Here is an 18,519-nt window from a genome sequence, read left to right as displayed (position 1 = left end):
CGATGCCGGTGCCGGTGCCGATGCCGGCCCTGGCCCGACAGCGGGCGCCGCGAGCACGGGCGCTCATGAGACCGCCACCTCCTCCGCCAGGGCCACCGCCTGCTCCCGTACCTCGAAGGGCAGTCCGCCCAGCAGCGCCGGCTTGGCCACGACCACCACCCGGACGCGGTCCCCGGCCCGGCTGAAGGTCACCTCGGCGCCCGCCGGGGCGGCCTCGCGGGTCACCGCGACGACCTCCCCGGCCGGGTCCTGGCGAGCCGCCGCGCGGGCCCCCGTGCGGGCCGCGTCCACGCACTGGATCTGGGCGGCGATCACGAGAAGCCCCCAGACCAGCGCCATCGCGAACATCACCAGGATCGGCAGCGCCACGGCGGACTCCGCCGTCACGAATCCCCGGTCGGCGCGGCGCCGCTCACATCCGCGCACCGAGCGCCCGCTTCACCACGGCCTGCAACTCCGCGCTGACCTGCCCGCTGGTCACGACCTTGTAGAGCACCACGGCGAAGGCCACGGCCGCGATGATCCCCATCGCGTACTCGGAGGTGACCATCCCCGAGTCCCGCCGCCCCGCCCCACGAGCGCGCAACCGCGCCCACATCAACTGAACTGCCGTCACTGCCTTGTTCATCGCAAACCCCCGTGAGGTTCGGTTCCGTCGACTTCCTGCGCTTGATCAGTGCCGCACGTCCGTCATCCACCACCCCCTCCCAGCGCCCCTTCGGCCAGTCCGATGACCACGGGCAGCACGCCCACCGCGATGAACGCGGGCAGGAAGCACAGCCCCACCGGCGCGGTCACCAGGACCGCCGCCCTGCGTGCCCTGGCCGTGGCGGCACGCGCCCAGGTGGCGCGGGCGTCCGCGGCGAGCCGCGCGACCGGTCCGGCGGCCGGAAGTCCGGACACATCCGCCCGCTCCAGCAGCCGGGCGAGATCCCCGGCGCCGGGCAGCCCGGCCAACCTCTGCCAGGCGTCAGCCGGTTCACCGCCGAGCCGCACCTCCGCCGCACCCCGTGCCAGCCCCTCCCCCACGGGGCCGCCCAGCGCCTCGCCCACCGCCTGCGCGGCGATCACCGGACCGGCCCCGGCGGCGATACAGGCGGCCAGGAGATCCGCGGCCAGGGGAAGTTGCCGGGCCGCCTCGGCGGCGTCGCCCTCCGCGCCGGCGGAGACCAAGTGCCGAGCACGCCACCGGTCCACGGCGACCGCACCGACCAGGCCCACCACCACCCCGGCGACTCCGCCGACCAGCACCCACCCGGCGCATCCCACCGCCCCCACGGGCAGCCAACGCCGCACCAGGCCCCGAACGTCCGCCCGCGCCCCCACCGGCGCCGCCTCCACCGCGGCCAGCAGTTGGCCCAGCCTCCGCCGGACCGCCCGCTCGCGCCGCGCGGCCCCCACCCCACGCACCAGCCACATCAGCCCCAGCGCCATCCCCACAACTACCCCCAGCCTGTGGACAACTTCCGCGCTCACCGCACCGCCCTCCATAGATCCGCCCGCCCCGCACGGGCCCCGGCCGTCCGCCTCACACCGCCTCGGCACCCCGCACGATCCGCAGCGCCCACCACACCCCCACCCCCTCCAGCACCCCTCCCGCGAACAGGCACCCCAGTCCGGCGCCGCTGTGGAGCAGCACCCGCAGCGGATCGGCCCCCATGACCGCACCGAGGAGCAGCCCCAGGACCGGCAGTCCGGCGAGCATCAGGGCCGTGGATCTCGCTCCCGCCAACTGCGCCCGGAGGTCGGCACGTTGATCTCGTTCGGCGCGCAGGGCCGCCTCCAGCCGGTCCAGGCCGGCCGCGAGCCCGGCGCCCTGGTCCACGGCCACCCGCCAGCACGCGGCGAGCCCCCGCAACCCGTCGGCGCCGGGCTGCCGGGCGGCGGCCGCGAGAGCGCCGGGCACGTCCCCGCCGAACCGGGCGGCCGCCAGCACCGCCGCCTGCGCCTCCCCGAGCCCGCCGGAGTCCAGCGCGGCCGGCAACAGCGCCTCACCGGGCTGCCGTCCCGCGCGCACCTCCCCGGCGAGCGCCGCGCACAGGGCGATCACCGCGTCCCCCCGCCGTTCCCGCGCCCGCCGAGCCAGCGCCGCGAGCCGCACCCGCCGCAGTAACGGCACGGCGGCCGCCCCCGCCACCAGCGGCAGCACCGAGGCCCCGAGCACGGCCAGCGCCCCGCCCGCGACCAACGCCCACCACTCGACCCGCAACCGCCCCCGAACGCGCCCCAGTCCGCCCAGCAACGCCCCCGGAACAGACGGCCCGCCCCCAGCCCCGCCCCCAGCCCCAGCCCCAGCCAGCAACGCCCGCGCCCGCCGAGCCCCGGCGTTCCGCCCGCCCCACCACCACAGAACAGCCCCGGCACACACCCCGGCCGCCCCCATGAAGGGCCCGCTCATCGCCACCTCACCCATGCCGACCACCCCGCGCCTCTCCTCGCTCCGCTCCCCCGCCGAACCCCGCACCCCGCCCCTCGGGCACGACCGGCACGTCCCCCTGTCCTCCGCCCTCCGCCAACCCCCCACCCGGATCCCGGGCCGGTAGCCCCCCACCCAGATCCCGGGCCGGTAGCCCCTCGCTCGGCTCCCGGGCCGGTCTCCACCCGCCCGTATCCCGAACCTCCGGCCCCCCGCCCAAGTCCCGCAGCAGCCCCCGCAGCCGCCCCCACCCCCGTTCCGCAACGAACGCCCCCGTCCCCCAGCGCAGTGCCGGCACCGTCCGCACCAGCCCCGACGTGTCGCGCTCCAGCACGTGCACCTCGGCGATCCGCCGCCTGCCGTCCCGCCCCCGGGCGAGATGCAGCACCACCGACAGTGCTGCCGCCACCTGGCTGTGCAGCGCCGCCCGGTCGAGCCCCGCGGCCGTCCCCAGCGCCTCCAGCCGCGCCGGGACGTCCGCCGCCGCGTTGGCGTGGACCGTGCCCGAGCCGCCTTCGTGGCCCGTGTTCAGAGCGGCCAGCAGATGGACCACCTCCGGCCCGCGGACCTCGCCCACGACCAGCCGGTCCGGCCGCATCCGCAGGGCCTGCCGGACCAGGTCCTGGAGCGTGACCAGGCCCGCGCCCTCCTGATTGGCCGGTCTGCTCTCCAGACGTACGACGTGCGGATGGTCGGGCCGCAGCTCCGCGGAGTCCTCGGCCAGCACGATCCGTTCACCGGGCCCGACCAGCCCGAGCAGGGCACTGAGCAGCGTGGTCTTCCCGCTGCCGGTGCCGCCGCTGATGAGGAACGACAGCCGCGCCTCGACCAGCGCCCTGAGAACCCGGTCCCCGCCAGGCGGCACGGTGCCCGCCGCCATCAGTTCATCGAGCGTGAACGCGCGCGGGCGGACCACGCGCAGGGACAGGCACGTACAGCCGACGGCCACCGGTGGCAGCACGGCGTGCAGCCGCGTCCCGTCGGGCAGGCGGGCGTCGGCCCAGGGTCGCGCGTCGTCCAGGCGCCGCCCGGCGACGGCCGCCAGCCGCTGCGCGAGCCGCCGTACTGCGGACGCGTCGGGGAAGCGGACGGCGGTCAGTTCGAGGCCGCCGCCGCGGTCCACCCAGACCCGGTCGGGGGCGGAGACCAGCACATCGGTCACCGAGGGATCGGCGAGCAGGGGTTCCAGCGGGCCGCTGCCGACCAGTTCGGACCGCAACCGCTCGGCGGCGCCGAGGACTTCGGCGTCCCCGAGCACCCGCCCCTGCTGGCGCAGGGCCTGCGCCACGCGCGCGGGCGTCGGCTCGGCGCCGCTCTCGGCGAGCCTGCGCCGCACCCCGTCCAGCAGAGCCGGCGTCAGGTCGGATGATCCGGCCTCAGGGCGACCCGCCCCCTCGAAGGTCTCCAGCCGGGAAAAAGCACCCCTGCCGTCCCCGCCCATACGAGCCCCACCCATGCGAGCCCCTCCCATGCCAGACCAGCCCACGCCAACCCCGCCCCTGCCAGCCCCGCTCACGCCAACCCCGCCCCTGCCGGCCCCCCTCGCACCAGCCGCACTCACACCGGCCCCGCTTCGATCAGCGCCCGCTCCCAGAACTCCCGGCAGAAGCGGGCCAGTGGGCCGCGTCCCGTCGCCGCGGGCGGCGACTTGCCCTCGTGGGGGCGGCGCAGTCCGGACTCGACCGGTACCTCGCCCGCGAGCGGCAGCCCGAGGAGCCGGGCCACCTCGCGGTCGTCGAGCCCCGGCGCGTAGGGCCCGCGCACCGCCGCGCGCAGATCCCCCAGGACCATGCCCACCGCGGAGGCCACGCGCCCGGCGGCCGCGACGGCACGCAGTTCCGCGGGGACCACGAGCAGGCCGAGGTCGAGCTGGGCGAGCACTTCCGCGACGCCGTCGTCGATCCGGCGCGGCAGGTCGACGACGACGGCGCCGCCCCGGCGCCGTGCGGCGGCCAGGACCGCCCGTACGGCCTGCGGGGGCACGGCGACGCAGTCCCCGCGGTCCCAGCTGAGCACCCGCAGCGAGTGCAGCCGGGGCAGCGACTCCTCCAGAGCACCCCCGCCGACCCGGCCGCGGGAGGCGGCGAAGGCCGGCCAGCGCAGCCCGTCCGCGGTCTCGCCGCCGAGAAGTACGTCGAGTCCGCCGCCCAGCGGATCGGCGTCCACGAGCAGGGTGCGCAGTCCCTCCCGCGCTGCGGTGACGGCGAGGGCGCAGGCGAGCGTGGACGCCCCCGCGCCGCCCCGCCCGCCGATGACGCCGACCGTGAGCGCGGGGCGGCCCACGCCCTCGGCCACGTCGGCGATCCGGTCGACCAGCCACTGCTCACCGTCGGGGAGCATCAGGACGTGGTCGGCGCCGATCTCCACGGCCCGGCGCCAGACCCCCGAGTCGTCCTGGTCCCGCCCGACCAGCACAACCCCTCGTCTGCGGGCGGCGCCCCGCACCCGGCGGGCGGCGTCGTCGCCGACCAGGACCAGCGGCGCGGCCTCCCAGCTGCCGCGCGGCTCGGGGACCCCGTGATGGACCTCCGGGGTGGCGCCCGCCGCCGCGCACAGGCGCAGCAGGTCGTCCAGCAGACCGGCGTCCTCGGTGACGATCAGCGGTGCGCCCGGCCGGCCCGAGGCTGCGGGCGGTGGTTCCTGTGTGACGGCTGCGGCCACGGTCTCCCCCTTGCGGTCTCACGCGCAGCCCCTGCGGCCCCGCGATTCCCAAACGCGTGAAGAACCGGCGTCCGGGTCTCCCTGTGAACGGCCGATACGAACCGGCCGAAGACGCCCGACTAACCGGAACCGGCCATGAAGTCGGCACCTGCGGGACGCGTCGGAATCACGGTGCTGCGATGTCGGAAATCGTGTGGATCTTGGTCGAAAACTGTGGACAACTCGGCGCCTGTGAATATCGCCGTCACCCATACCGGTGAGCGTTGTACCAACCTCCGTACGACTTCCGCAGAGCAGCGCGATGACTACACACAGTGAGGGATCGCGGGCATAACGAAGAGGCGGCCGAAGCCGCCTCGAACCGGCGTCAAAGCCGTTGAATGAGGGAGGAAATGCGTCCGGACATGCGACGACCCCCGCCGGGGGGGAGAGCGGGGGTCGTCCCCACGGCCGACTCGGGGGGGGAGGAGCCGGACCGGGTTAGCACGGTCGCGAACGATCCGTGACTTCCATGGTGTACCCGAGAGCCCTCTCAGGCAAACCCACGCGCCCCACCTTACGCCGAATGGGCTGCGCCTATGCTCAGGGTCGTGGAAAACCACTCCTTGCCCCGCACAGCGGCCTTCTTTGACCTGGACAAGACGGTCATTGCGAAGTCGAGCACGCTCACCTTCAGCAAGTCCTTCTACCAAGGCGGCCTGATCAACCGCAGGGCCGCCCTGCGGACCGCGTACGCCCAGTTCGTCTTCCGGGTGGGCGGTATGGACCATGACCAGATGGAGCGCACGCGCGAGTACCTCTCCGCGCTCGTCCGCGGCTGGAACGTCCAGCAGGTCAAGGAGATCGTCGCCGAGACCCTGCACGACCTGATCGACCCGATCATCTACGACGAGGCCGCGTCCCTCATCGAGGAGCACCACGTCGCCGGCCGCGATGTGGTGATCGTGTCCACGTCGGGCGCCGAGGTGGTCGAGCCCATCGGGGAGATGCTCGGCGCCGACCGCGTGGTGGCCACCCGCATGGTCGTGGGCGACGACGGCTGCTTCACCGGGGAGGTGGAGTACTACGCCTACGGTCCGACCAAGGCCGAGGCCATCAAGGAGCTGGCCGTGTCCGAGGGGTACGACCTCGCCCGCTGCTACGCCTACAGCGACTCGGCCACCGATGTGCCGATGCTGGAGTCCGTCGGTCATCCGCACGCCGTCAACCCGGACCGCGCGCTGCGTCGCGAGGCGCTCGCGCGCGGGTGGCCGATTCTCGATTTCCACCGCCCGGTACGGCTCAAGCAGCGGCTGCCCGCGCTCTCCGTGCCCAACCGTCCGGCCCTGGTCGCGGCGGCGGCCATAGGGGCCGCGGCGGCGACCGCCGGCCTGGTCTGGTACGCCAGCCGACGCCGCACGGCAACCGTCTGACCTGCACTGACACCCCCTTTGGGGGAGGTTCGTCAGATCAGCGACCGATTGACTCCTCTTTGGCGGCAAAGCGCCGCAAAAGTAAAGAACCGCGGCCAGGGGTTCCGCTTGCTCCGGAGCTGGAGTAGAAAGGAGTCAACGGCCCGCGAGACCAAGGACATCCGAGAGGATCACCTTCAAAACGCAATTGGCCCCACGGACCGAGCATGAACATCGGGCACCCACGCGACGTCGACCCGTCGATTACGGGCCAGCCGCACCAGGTGACGGGCAAAGTCCCCGACCTGATGGGCAACATACCGAGGACGCTTGGTAACCGGGTGAACATGCCAGCGGCGGTACGAGTTCTCGTACCGCCGCAACCCTGTGTACGGGCCCCTCGCGCCGCGCGCCTTATGCCGCGCCGCGCTGAAGCGCCTCGCAGACCGCCGTCGACTCGCGCGCGCCCATCTCGACCGCCCTGCCGCAGTGGGCGATCCATGCCGCCATGCCCTCGGGGGTGCCGGAGACGTAGCCGTCGAGCGCCCCGAGGTAGGCCGCGCGTCCCAGTTCGGCGTAGCCGACCTCGGAGGGGCACACCGACTTCGGGTCGAGGCCGCTGCCGATCAGCACGATCCGCTCGGCGGCGCGCGCGACCAGACCGTTGCGGGAGGCGAAGGGGCGCAGGGCCAGCAGTTCGCCGTGCACCACGGCGGCGGTCACCAGCGCGGGGGCCGACCCGCCCGCGATGATCAGCTGGGACAGCCCCTCCAGACGTCCGTTGACCTCCGCCGCGCCGGGCAGGGGCAGCTCGACGAGCGGCTCGTCGACCGGCTCGCCCGCCTGCCGCGGCCGTCCGACCTCCGGACCGTTGGTCGCGGCAGCCACCAGGTGCAGCCGGGCCAGGACCCGCAGCGGGGACTGCCGCCAGATGGAGAGCAGCTGCCCCGCCTCGGCGGTCAGCCGCAGCGCGGCACCGACGGTCCGCGCCTCGTCGTCACCGCTGAAGTCGGTGCGCCGGCGCACCTCCTCCAGGGCCCAGTCGGCGCCGGACAGCGCCGCCGAGCCACGGGCGCCGCGCAGCGCCGCCTCGGAGGTGACGGCGTTGCTGCGGCGGCGCATGATCCGGTGCCCGTAGACCCGGTCCACGGCCTTGCGCACGGACTCCACGGAATCGGCCACACCGGGCAGCGCGCCCAGGGCGGCGAGCGGATCGGCGGTCGCGCCTGTCGTACTCATGAGTACGACCCTACGCACCTCGGGGTCGCACCCCACGATCGAGTGGCGTTCTTCACGCCGGACCGCCACCCGGGGCCATCGCCTGACTACTCTTGGTGAACATGAAAATTGCTTTCGTCGGGAAGGGCGGCAGCGGCAAGACGACGCTGTCCTCCCTCTTCGTTCGGCATCTCGCGGCCACCGGGGCGCCGGTGGTGGCCATCGACGCCGACATCAACCAGCATCTTGGGGCCGCGCTCGGTCTCGACGAGTCCGAGGCGGCCGCCCTGCCCGCGATGGGCGACCGGCTGCCGCTGATCAAGGACTATCTGCGCGGCGCGAACCCGCGGATCGCCTCCGCCGAGACGATGATCAAGACCACCCCGCCCGGTGCGGGCTCCCGGCTGTTGCGGGTGCGGGAGGACAACCCGGTCTTCGAGGCGTGCGCCCGCCCGGTGGAACTCGACGGCGGCACCGTCCGTTTGATGGTCACCGGCCCCTTCACCGACGCCGACCTGGGGGTCGCCTGCTACCACTCCAAGACGGGGGCGGTGGAGCTGTGCCTGAACCACCTGGTGGACGGGCGCGACGAGTTCGTCGTGGTGGACATGACGGCGGGCTCGGACTCCTTCGCCTCCGGCATGTTCACCCGCTTCGACATGACGTTCCTCGTCGCCGAGCCGACCCGCAAGGGTGTCTCGGTCTACCGCCAGTACAAGGAGTACGCCCGTGACTTCGGCGTCGCGCTGAAGGTCGTCGGCAACAAGGTGCACGGCCCGGAGGACCTCGACTTCCTGCGCGCGGAGGCCGGGGACGACCTGCTCGTCACGGTCGGGCACTCGGACTGGGTGCGCTCCATGGAGAAGGGCCGACCGCCCCGGTTCGAGCTCCTGGAGGAGGCCAACCACCTCGCCCTGCACCGGCTCCGGGAGACCGCCGAAGCCGCGTACGGGAGCCGCGACTGGGCTCGCTACACCCAGCAGATGGTGCACTTCCATCTGAAGAACGCGCGGTCCTGGGGGAACGAGCGGACGGGGGCCGACCTGGCTGCCCAGGTCGACCCCGCCTTCGTGCTCGGCGAGAGCGTCGCCGCCTCCGTGTGATCGGGTGCTACCGCCCGGCCGCCGGCGCCCCGGGAACGCCCTTGGGCGCCTGCGCGGGACGGTCCGCCAGGAAGGACGCCCAGCCCTGCTTGGGGGCTTCGCCCACGGTCAGCGTGGTGAGCCGGTCCAGGGTCCTCGGGTCCTGGGCGTCCAGCCAGTCGGCCAGTTGACGGAAGGAGACGCAGCGCACCTCGGACTTGGTGCACACACCCTCGATGACCTCCTCGACGGCCCGCATGTAGGTGCCGCCGTTCCAGGACTCGAAGTGGTTGCCGATGATCAGGGGCGCGCGGTTGCCGTCGTAGGCGCGCTGGAAGCCCGCGAGCAGGCCGTCGCGCATCTGGTTGCCCCAGAACTCGTACTTGGCCGGGTCGCCCTGGCTGGTGGTGCCGGACTGGTTGACCATGAAGTTGTAGTCCATGGTCAGCTGCTCGAAGGTGCGTCCGGGGAACGGCACGAGCTGCATGGACAGGTCCCACAGGCCGGCCTTCTTCTTCGGCCAGACCTGGTTGTTGACGCCGCTGGTGTCGTAGCGGAAGCCCAGTTCACGGGCCGCCTGCATGAAGTTGTCGCGCCCCTCCAGACAGGGCGTGCGGGCGCCGATGAGTTCCTTGTCGTAGTCGAAGGGCAGCGGCGAGGCCTTCGACAGACCGGTGTTGGTCTTCCACGACTTCACGAACTGCTTCGCCTGGGCGATCTCGTCCTTCCAGTCAGCGACCGACCACTCGCCGACCCCGCGGCCCTTGCCGCAGAAGTGGCCGTTGAAGTGCGTGCCGACCTCGTTGCCCTCCAGCCACGCGCCGCGCAGCTGTTCCACGGTGTCGGCGATGCCCTGGTCGTCGTTGAAGCCGATGTCGGAGCTGCCCGGCGAGTGCTGCGGCGGCCGGTACAGGTCCCGCTTGTGCTCGGGAAGCATGTACACGCCGCTGAGGAAGTACGTCATGGTCGCGTTGTTCGCCTTGGCGACCTTGCGGAAGTGGGAGAACAGCTTCTGCCCGTCCTCGCCGGCGCCGTCCCAGGAGAACACCACGAACTGCGGCGGCTTCTGACCCGGCTTCAGCCGCTCGGGCTTGGTCAGGTGCGGCTGGGCTCCGGTGTACGCGGTCGAGCCGTCGCCGATCAGCCGGACGGCGCTCTTGGGCGGCGCCTGGACCGGCTTCGCCTTCTGGGGACCGGCGGAACCCTCGTCGGCGCCGTCGCTGCCGATTCCGCAACCGGCGAGTGACGCGGCACAGACCGCGGCGACCACGGCGCCCGCGGCGATCCTCTGGCTGGCGGCCATATTCCGCCCACCTACTTCCTTCTCTCGGGCCACGCTGATGGGGGCGTTATGAGGTGATCTGCCGGGAAAGCACCGACAGGGCCGCCAAGGTCGCACGAGACCGAGAAGGAATTAGTACGACAAGCCGAAGAAAAGGCCACTTCACTCTTCTGGGTGAGCTATAAGCCCAATTGCCCGTAATGTCTATGCTCGACCTTTACTCTGAATTACGATCCGTTTACCGAGAGTCGATCACCGAGCGTTGATTCATCCCGCCGCTGCACGCCGTGACCCACGGCCGCCGACCAGACCCCTCGCCATCCCGACGAGGGACCACCAGATCCGCGACCGCGCTGCCCCGGAGGAGACGGGAACCCATGTCAGCCTGCGTCCCCACCCGCCCCACCGACCCCACCCCCACCGAGACGGGCCACCAGTCCCACAGCCCGCCGCCCGTGCGGCCCCGCCGCTTCCGTATCGCCGGCGCCGATGTGTCGGCGTCGATCGCGGTCTTCCTGATCGCCCTGCCGCTGTCCCTCGGCATCGCGCTCGCCACGGGCGCCCCCCTTCAGGCCGGGCTCGTGGCCGCCGCCGTCGGGGGACTCGTGGTCGGCCGGCTCGGCGGCTCCCCGCTCCAGGTGAGCGGCCCGGCCGCCGGTCTCACCGTCGTCACCGCCGAACTCATCCAGCGCTACGGATGGCGGACGACCTGCGCCATCACCGTGCTCGCCGGGGTCGCCCAGATCGCCCTGGGCTGCCTGCGCGTGGCGCGCACCGCGCTGGCCGTCAGCCCCGCCATCGTGCACGGCATGCTCGCCGGCATCGGCGTCACCATCGCCGTGGCCCAGCTGCACATCGTCCTCGGCGGCACCCCGCAGAGTTCCGTCCCCGACAATCTGCGCGCCCTGCCCGCCCAACTGGCCGAGGTGCGCCCCGCCTCGCTCACGGTGAGCGTCCTCACCCTCGCCCTGCTGCTGGTCTGGCCGCGCGTCCCGGGTCGCGCCGGGCACCTGCTGCGCAAGATCCCGGCCGCCCTGGTCGCCGTCACGGGCGCGACCGCGGCCGCCGCCCTCGCCGGGCTGCGGCTGCCCAAGGTCGACCTGCCCTCCTGGAGCAGCCACGCCCTGGCCGGGCTGCCCGAGGGGCCGGTGCTCGGCATCCTGGCCGCCGTGCTGACCACCACCCTGGTGTGCAGCGTGCAGTCGCTCCTCGGCGCGGTCGCGGCCGACAAACTGGTCGCCACCCGCCCCGGACTGCCCGTGCGTGTCGGCCGCTCCAACCTGGACCGCGAACTGCTCGGGCAGGGCGCCGCCAACATCGTCTCCGGCGGCCTCGGCGGACTGCCCGTGGCGGGGGTGGCGGTACGGACCTCGGCGAATGTGCACGCGGGTGCCGTGAGCCGGAACTCCACGATGCTGCACGGCGTTCTCGTCGTAGTGGCCGCGCTCCTCCTGGTCCCCCTGCTGGAGCTGATCCCGCTCGCCTCGCTCGCCGCCCTGGTGATGGCCGTCGGCATCCAGATGGTGTCCCTCCACCACATCCGCACGGTCACCCGCCACCGGGAGGTCGCGGTCTACGCCGTCACCACCGCCGGCGTCGTCTTCTTCGGCGTCCTGGAGGGGGTGATCCTCGGGATCGCCGTCGCGGTCGGCGTCTCCCTGCACCGCCTCGCCCGCACCCGGATCACCCACGACGAGCAGGAAGGAGTCCATCACGTCCATGTGAGAGGCCAGTTGACGTTCCTCGCGGTGCCGCGGCTCAGCCGGGCCCTGCACCTCGTCCCCCAAGGCGCGCCCGTCGTGGTCGAGTTGGACGGCTCCTTCATGGATCACGCGGCGTACGAGTCGCTCCAGGACTGGCAGAACTCGCACACCGCGCGCGGAGGTTCGGTCGAGCTGACCGGCCGGCGGGCGGGCGTGCGGATCGCCGGGCCCGAGGCGCTCGCCACCGGACACGCCGACCCCGGGACCGGGGACGCGGCGGCCACCGGCTGCCGCTGCCGCCCCTGGACGCCCTGGCGCAACCACCAGTGCGAGCAACCCCTGATCGCGTCCGCGGCCGAGAACCGGCCGGACGGCACCGCCGCGACGGATCCGGCCGGATCCGCCCACCTGCCGAGCGGACACGAACTGGCCCGCGGCATCAGCGCGTTCCAGCGCCACACCGCGCCCCTGGTGCGGGGCGAGCTGGCCCGGCTGGCGCGGGAGGGGCAGCAGCCCTCCCAGCTCTTCCTCACCTGCGCCGACTCCCGCCTGGTCACCTCGATGATCACCGCCAGCGGTCCCGGTGACCTGTTCGTGGTGCGCAATGTGGGCAACCTGGTCCCGATGCCCGGCGCGGAGAGCGGGGACGACTCGGTGGCGGCCGCGATCGAGTACGCGGTGGACGTGCTGAAGGTGCGCTCGATCACCGTGTGCGGGCACTCGGGGTGCGGGGCCATGCAGGCCCTGCTCACCTCCGATCCGAGCGGCGCGCCGACCCCGCTCAAGCGGTGGCTGCGGCACGGGCTGCCCAGCCTGGAGCGCATGGCCGGGGACAGCGGGGCCTGGCCGGGGCTGGCCGGGCGGGCACCGGCGGACGCGGTCGAGCAGCTCTGCCTGACCAACGTCGTCCAGCAACTGGAGCATCTGCGGACCCACGAGTCCGTGGTCCGCGCGCTCGGGTCGGGCGAGCTGGAGCTGCACGGCATGTACTTCCACGTGGGCGAGGCGCAGGCGTATCTGCTCACCGGGGCGGAGCAAGGCCAGGTGTTCGATCACGTACGGGCGGCGGACCTGGCGGTCTGAGGCCGGCGACGGCGGTGACGGGCGGTCCGGGTCGATCACGGGCCGCCCGTCCGTGTCACGGCCCGCCCGTCCGTGCCACGGCCCGCCCCGGTCCGCGGTTGTGAAAGGCGTCACCGACCCTGAACTCCGCCTGGTCAGCGTCCGTGGGTACGGATGACGCCGACTGCCGGAGAACGGTCGCCAACAGGGCCGCCCACAGGTCTAAACCAATTTCCCGTCGGCCCTTGTCATCGGGCCCCCGGGTCTGATGAGCTGTGGCCTGGGACACAACGGACACCCTGGGAAAGGGAGATGTCGTGAGCAACGAAAGCCTGGCCAACCTCTTGAAGGAGGAGCGACGCTTCGCGCCGCCCGCTGACCTGGCCGCGAACGCCAACGTCACGGCGGAGGCGTACGAACAGGCCAAGGCTGACCGGCTCGGCTTCTGGGCCGAGCAGGCCCGCCGCCTGAGCTGGGCCAAGGAGCCGACGGAGACGCTGGACTGGTCGAACCCGCCGTTCGCCAAGTGGTTCAAGGACGGCGCGCTCAACGTCGCGTACAACTGCGTGGACCGGCATGTGGAGGCCGGGCACGGGGACCGCGTCGCCATCCACTTCGAGGGCGAGCCCGGCGACAGCCGCGCGATCACCTACGCCGAGCTGAAGGACGAGGTCTCCCGGGCCGCCAACGCGCTGCTGGAGCTCGGTGTGCGCAAGGGCGACCGGGTCGCCGTCTACATGCCGATGATCCCCGAGACGGCCGTGGCGATGCTCGCCTGCGCCCGGATCGGTGCCGCGCACTCGGTGGTCTTCGGCGGCTTCTCCGCCGACGCGCTCGCCACCCGCATCCAGGACGCCGACGCCAAGGTCGTGATCACCTCCGACGGCGGCTACCGGCGGGGCAAGCCGTCCGCGCTGAAGCCGGCCGTGGACGAGGCGGTCGCCAAGGTCGACAACGTCGAGCACGTGCTGGTGGTCCGGCGCACCGGCCAGGAGGTCGCCTGGGACGCCGACCGCGACGTGTGGTGGCACGAGATCACCGAGCGGCAGAGCGCCGAGCACACCCCGGAGGCCTTCGAGGCCGAGCACCCCCTGTTCATCCTCTACACCTCGGGCACCACCGGTAAGCCGAAGGGCATCCTGCACACCTCCGGCGGCTACCTCACCCAGGCGGCGTACACCCACCACGCGGTCTTCGACCTGAAGCCGGAGACCGACGTCTACTGGTGCACCGCCGACGTCGGCTGGGTCACCGGGCACTCGTACATCGTCTACGGCCCGCTCGCCAACGGCGCCACCCAGGTGATGTACGAGGGCACCCCCGACACCCCGCACCAGGGGCGGTTCTGGGAGATCGTGCAGAAGTACGGGGTGACGATCCTGTACACGGCGCCGACGGCGATCCGCACGTTCATGAAGTGGGGCGACGACATCCCCGCGAAGTTCGACCTCTCCAGCCTGCGGGTGCTCGGCTCGGTCGGTGAGCCGATCAACCCCGAGGCGTGGATCTGGTACCGCAAGCACATCGGCGGCGACCGGACCCCGATCGTGGACACCTGGTGGCAGACCGAGACCGGCGCGATGATGATCTCGCCGCTGCCCGGTGTCACCGAGACCAAGCCCGGCTCGGCCCAGACCCCGCTGCCCGGTATCTCCGCCACGGTCGTCGACGACGAGGCCCGCGAGGTGCCCGACGGCGGTGGCGGCTACCTGGTGCTGACCGAGCCGTGGCCGTCGATGCTGCGCACCATCTGGGGCGACGACCAGCGGTTCATCGACACGTACTGGTCGCGCTTCGAGGGCAAGTACTTCGCCGGTGACGGCGCGAAGAAGGACGACGACGGCGACATCTGGCTGCTGGGCCGGGTGGACGACGTGATGCTGGTGTCCGGGCACAACATCTCCACCACCGAGGTCGAGTCGGCGCTCGTCTCGCACCCCTCGGTGGCGGAGGCGGCCGTGGTCGGCGCGGCCGACGACACCACCGGGCAGGCGATCGTCGCCTTCGTGATCCTGCGGGGCACGGCGGCGGAGACCGAGAACCTGGTGGGCGACCTGCGCAACCACGTGGGCGCGACGCTCGGGCCCATCGCCAAGCCCAAGCGGATCCTGCCGGTGGCGGAACTGCCCAAGACCCGCTCCGGGAAGATCATGCGGCGCCTGCTGCGCGACGTGGCGGAGAACCGGCAGCTCGGCGACGTGACCACGCTGACCGACTCCACGGTGATGGACCTCATCCAGGCCAAGCTCCCGACCTCGTCGAGCGAGGACTGAGCACCCGTAGGGACGCACCACTGAGCACCCGTAAGGACGCACCACCGACGCCCGGCGCATCCCGCCGGGCGTCGCCCGTGTCCGCGGTGGGGACCCGGTGTTCCCTCCGAGCTCCCTTTAGGTAGACTAAACAACACAACAAGTACTAGAGGTGCGCCGGGAAGTCTGGTCGGCAAGAGTTTGTGCTGCCCAACCACCGGAGGTTCCCGTGTCCGCGCCCCGTACTCCCCGCAAGGTCCTCGGCCGGCTTTCCCTGCCCGAGCGGACCTTCGTGGCCGACGCGCTGCGCACCGAGACCGTCGGTGGCGTCCTGCTCCTCGTCGCCGCCGTCGCCTCCCTGATCTGGGCCAACGTAGGCGCACTGAGCGACAGCTACGAGACCGTCAGCCACTTCCACATCGGGCCCGAGTCCCTCGGCCTCGACCTGTCGATCGAGCACTGGGCGGCCGACGGACTGCTCGCCATCTTCTTCTTCGTGGCCGGCATCGAACTCAAGCGCGAGCTGGTCGCCGGAGACCTTCGCGACCCCAAGGCCGCCGCGCTGCCGGTGGTGGCCGCCCTGTGCGGCATGGCCGTACCGGCGCTCGTCTACACCCTCACCAACGTCCTGGGCGGGGGCTCCACGGACGGCTGGGCGGTGCCCACCGCCACCGACATCGCCTTCGCGCTCGCCGTGCTCGCCGTCATCGGCACCTCCCTGCCGAGCGCGCTGCGGGCCTTCCTGCTGACCCTCGCCGTCGTCGACGACCTCTTCGCGATCCTGATCATCGCGGTCTTCTTCACCGACAGCATCGACTTCGCCGCGCTCGGCGGCGCCTTCCTCGGCCTCGCCGTCTTCTGGCTGCTGCTGCGCAAGGGCGTACGCGGCTGGTACATCTACGTCCCGCTCGCGCTGGTGATCTGGGCGCTGATGTACAACAGCGGCGTCCACGCCACCATCGCCGGTGTCGCCATGGGCCTGATGCTGCGCTGCTCGCGGCGCGAGGGCGAGCAGCACTCCCCCGGCGAGCACATCGAGCACCTGGTCCGGCCGATCTCGGCGGGCCTGGCCGTGCCGCTGTTCGCGCTGTTCAGCGCCGGGGTCAGCATCTCGGGCGGCGCGCTCGGCGAGGTGTTCACCCGGCCGGAGACGCTGGGTGTGGTCCTCGGCCTGGTGGTCGGCAAGACGCTCGGCATCTTCGGCGGCACCTGGCTCACCGCCCGCTTCACCCGGGCCTCCCTCAGCGACGACCTCGCCTGGCCGGACGTGTTCGCCGTGTCCACCCTGGCCGGTATCGGCTTCACGGTGTCGCTGCTCATCGGCGAGCTGGCCTTCGAGGGCGACGCGGCCCTGACGGACGAGATCAAGGCCGCCGTGCTGATGGGCTCCCTGATCGCGGCGGTGCTGGCGACCGTGCTGCTGAAGGTACGCAACACCCGCTACCGCCGGATGATCGAGGCCGAGGAGCGCGACGACGACCTCGACGGCATCCCGGACATCTACGAGGAGGACGACCCGGAGTACCACCTGAGGATGGCCGCCATCCACGAGGCCAAGGCCGCCGAGCACCGGCGGATCGCCGAGGAGCAGCGGGCGCGGCTTGCCGAAGTGACGGGCGGGGCAGGCGAGGAGAACGACCGTCGGGCATGATCTGACGGGACGGTACAAAAGACGAGACCTTCCCACATGGTCAGAAGAGGGAGAACGCGATGAGCGCACCCGACGGCAGCCCGGTCGGCGCCGAACGCAGCATCGGCCAGCTGTTCGCCTCGGCGACGACCGAGATGTCGGCCCTGGTGCACGACGAGATCGCCCTCGCCAAGGCGCAGCTGAAGCAGGACGTCAAGCGCGGGGCGACCAGTGGCGGCGCGTTCCTGGTGGCCATCGGGGTGCTGGTGTTCTCCCTGCCGATGCTCAACTTCGCCCTGGCCTACGGCATCCACACGTGGAGCGACTGGAACCTCGCCCTGTGCTTCCTGCTCTCCTTCGCGGCCAACGTGCTCATCGCGCTCGTCCTCGCCCTCGTCGGCGTGGTCTTCGCGAAGAAGGCCAAGAAGGGCAAGGGCCCGCAGAAGGTCGCCGCCTCGGTGAAGGAGACGGCCGGCGTCCTGCAGAACGCCAAGCCGCACCCCCGCCCGGTGCCCGCCCTGGAGAACGGGTCGCCCGCGGCCCTCGAAGCTGTGGCACGCTCGACGTCATGACGGACCCGGCCCCCACCCTTTCGGCGCAACCCGCCTCGGTCGTACGCATCGACGGTCCCTGGACCCACAGGGACGTGGCGGCCAATGGTGCGCGCTTCCACATCGCCGAGATGGGTGACGGGCCCCTGGTCCTGCTCCTGCACGGCTTCCCGCAGTTCTGGTGGACCTGGCGGCACCAGCTCCCCGCGCTCGCCGAGGCCGGGTTCCGGGCGGTCGCCATGGACCTGCGCGGCGTCGGCGGCAGCGACCGCACGCCGCGCGGCTACGACCCCGCCAACCTCGCGCTCGACATCACCGGTGTGATCCGCTCCCTCGGTGAGCCGGACGCCGCCCTGGTCGGCCACGACCTCGGCGGCTATCTGGCGTGGACGGCCGCAGTGATGCGCCCGAAGCTGGTGCGCCGGCTCGCGGTCGCGTCCATGCCGCATCCGCGGCGCTGGCGTTCGGCGATGCTCTCCGACGTCCGCCAGACCTCCGCCGGCTCCTATGTGTGGGGGTTTCAGCGGCCCTGGGTCCCGGAGCGCCGGCTGACGGCGGACGACGGGGCGCTGGTGGGCCGGCTGATGCGGGACTGGTCCGGGCCCCGGCTGCCGGAGGACGAGACGGTGGACACGTACCGCCGGGCGATGTGCATCCCCTCCACGGCGCACTGCGCGATCGAGCCGTACCGCTGGATGGTGCGCTCGCTGGCCCGTCCCGACGGCATCCAGTTCAACCGCCGGATGAAGCGCCCGGTCCGGGTGCCGACGCTGCATCTGCACGGCTCGCTCGACCCGGTGATGCGCACCCGCAGCGCGGCCGGTTCCGGTGAGTACGTCGAAGCGCCGTACCGCTGGCGGCTGTTCGACGGTCTCGGACACTTCCCGCACGAGGAGGATCCGGTCGCTTTCTCCACAGAACTGGTCAATTGGCTGAAGGATCCCGAGCCCGATCGGTGACGGTTCGGGCGCGTCCGGTAGCCGAGTCTGAACACCTGTACTACGAACAGCCAATTGCCCGGCGCATAGGCCAATTGGGGGCCCTGGGGGTGGTTATCGACCTTGGGGCGGGGGCAGACGTCGGGGTATGGGCTGGACGCACGACTACAGTGACGTAGCACGCAACCGCCGCTCGGGCAGCGCCCTGAGCTCCCACGAGGGCGGCAGCGCCCCGGAGATGGCGGATGCCGATCTTCGCGTGGGTATTCCACACATCCTTCGCCGCCGGGCCCGCTGGGTCTCGGTAAAGCTGCGCCACCCCCGGGGCTGATC

The 18,519-nt window shown here is 72.4% G+C and carries 16 protein-coding genes; 8 read left to right on the top strand and 8 right to left on the bottom strand.

Annotation, left to right across the window (positions count from 1 at the left end; translation table 11 throughout):
* Positions 1-63 precede the first annotated feature (63 nt).
* The 6 genes from AB0E07_RS07260 to ssd all read right to left on the bottom strand — a co-directional run bounded on the left by AB0E07_RS07260 (position 64) and on the right by ssd (position 5,077).
* A complete protein-coding gene (locus AB0E07_RS07260) occupies positions 64-387 on the bottom strand; it encodes a TadE family type IV pilus minor pilin (RefSeq protein ID WP_362247335.1) in 324 nt (107 codons plus the stop codon).
* A gap of 25 nt (positions 388-412) precedes the next feature.
* The gene (locus tag AB0E07_RS07255) at positions 413-598 is read right to left on the bottom strand and encodes a DUF4244 domain-containing protein (RefSeq protein ID WP_362247395.1); all 186 of its coding nucleotides are present in this window, start codon (positions 596-598) and stop codon (positions 413-415) included.
* A 92-nt stretch (positions 599-690) separates the two neighbouring features.
* Positions 691-1,476 (bottom strand): type II secretion system F family protein, encoded by a 786-nt coding sequence (locus AB0E07_RS07250; RefSeq protein ID WP_362247334.1) that lies wholly within the window; start codon positions 1,474-1,476, stop codon positions 691-693.
* A gap of 52 nt (positions 1,477-1,528) precedes the next feature.
* Positions 1,529-2,413, bottom strand: a complete 885-nt coding sequence (locus AB0E07_RS07245) for a type II secretion system F family protein (RefSeq protein WP_362247333.1) — start codon at positions 2,411-2,413, stop codon at positions 1,529-1,531.
* On the bottom strand, positions 2,406-3,872 hold the full coding sequence (locus AB0E07_RS07240; RefSeq protein WP_362247332.1) for a TadA family conjugal transfer-associated ATPase: 1,467 nt from the start codon (positions 3,870-3,872) through the stop codon (positions 2,406-2,408). Before AB0E07_RS07240 ends, AB0E07_RS07245 begins: the two co-directional genes overlap by 8 nt.
* A 101-nt stretch (positions 3,873-3,973) precedes the next feature.
* Entirely contained in the window at positions 3,974-5,077 is a 1,104-nt protein-coding gene (ssd, locus tag AB0E07_RS07235) for a septum site-determining protein Ssd (RefSeq protein WP_362247331.1), read from the bottom strand.
* Positions 5,078-5,655: 578 nt separating this feature from the next.
* On the opposite strand from ssd, the gene AB0E07_RS07230 reads away from it, so the two are divergent.
* Positions 5,656-6,489, top strand: coding sequence for an HAD family hydrolase (locus tag AB0E07_RS07230; RefSeq protein WP_362247330.1), 834 nt, complete (start codon positions 5,656-5,658; stop codon positions 6,487-6,489).
* 393 nt (positions 6,490-6,882) lie between these two features.
* Here AB0E07_RS07230 and AB0E07_RS07225 read toward each other — a convergent pair whose 3' ends face one another.
* Positions 6,883-7,707, bottom strand: a complete 825-nt coding sequence (locus AB0E07_RS07225) for an oxidoreductase (protein WP_362247329.1) — start codon at positions 7,705-7,707, stop codon at positions 6,883-6,885.
* 101 nt (positions 7,708-7,808) lie between these two features.
* Between AB0E07_RS07225 and AB0E07_RS07220 the strand changes: the two genes are divergently transcribed.
* A complete protein-coding gene (locus AB0E07_RS07220; RefSeq protein WP_362247328.1) occupies positions 7,809-8,789 on the top strand; it encodes an ATP-binding protein in 981 nt (326 codons plus the stop codon).
* A gap of 7 nt (positions 8,790-8,796) precedes the next feature.
* Here the strand turns inward: AB0E07_RS07220 and AB0E07_RS07215 are convergent, their stop codons facing one another.
* On the bottom strand, positions 8,797-10,071 hold the full coding sequence (locus AB0E07_RS07215; protein ID WP_362247327.1) for a hypothetical protein: 1,275 nt from the start codon (positions 10,069-10,071) through the stop codon (positions 8,797-8,799).
* A 356-nt stretch (positions 10,072-10,427) separates the two neighbouring features.
* On the opposite strand from AB0E07_RS07215, the gene AB0E07_RS07210 reads away from it, so the two are divergent.
* From AB0E07_RS07210 to AB0E07_RS07185, 6 genes are all read left to right on the top strand, one after another.
* The gene (locus AB0E07_RS07210) at positions 10,428-12,836 is read left to right on the top strand and encodes a SulP family inorganic anion transporter (RefSeq protein ID WP_362247326.1); all 2,409 of its coding nucleotides are present in this window, start codon (positions 10,428-10,430) and stop codon (positions 12,834-12,836) included.
* Positions 12,837-13,132: 296 nt separating this feature from the next.
* Positions 13,133-15,088 (top strand): acetate--CoA ligase, encoded by a 1,956-nt coding sequence (gene acs / locus AB0E07_RS07205; RefSeq protein ID WP_362247325.1) that lies wholly within the window; start codon positions 13,133-13,135, stop codon positions 15,086-15,088.
* A 208-nt stretch (positions 15,089-15,296) separates the two neighbouring features.
* Positions 15,297-16,718, top strand: a complete 1,422-nt coding sequence (gene nhaA / locus AB0E07_RS07200) for a Na+/H+ antiporter NhaA (protein ID WP_362247324.1) — start codon at positions 15,297-15,299, stop codon at positions 16,716-16,718.
* 59 nt (positions 16,719-16,777) lie between these two features.
* Complete coding sequence (locus AB0E07_RS07195; RefSeq protein ID WP_362247323.1) at positions 16,778-17,269, top strand: phage holin family protein; 492 nt, start codon at positions 16,778-16,780, stop codon at positions 17,267-17,269.
* Complete coding sequence (locus tag AB0E07_RS07190) at positions 17,266-18,207, top strand: alpha/beta hydrolase (protein ID WP_362247322.1); 942 nt, start codon at positions 17,266-17,268, stop codon at positions 18,205-18,207. Before AB0E07_RS07195 ends, AB0E07_RS07190 begins: the two co-directional genes overlap by 4 nt.
* Before the next feature lie 127 nt (positions 18,208-18,334).
* Positions 18,335-18,517, top strand: a complete 183-nt coding sequence (locus AB0E07_RS07185) for a hypothetical protein (protein WP_362247321.1) — start codon at positions 18,335-18,337, stop codon at positions 18,515-18,517.
* Positions 18,518-18,519 lie beyond the last annotated feature (2 nt).

Origin of the sequence: Streptomyces sp. NPDC048002, assembly GCF_040653275.1 — a bacterium.
Taxonomy (GTDB): Bacteria; Actinomycetota; Actinomycetes; order Streptomycetales; family Streptomycetaceae; genus Streptomyces.
Note: the sequence above shows the minus strand (reverse complement) of the source record. Positions and strands in the feature narration are given on the sequence as shown.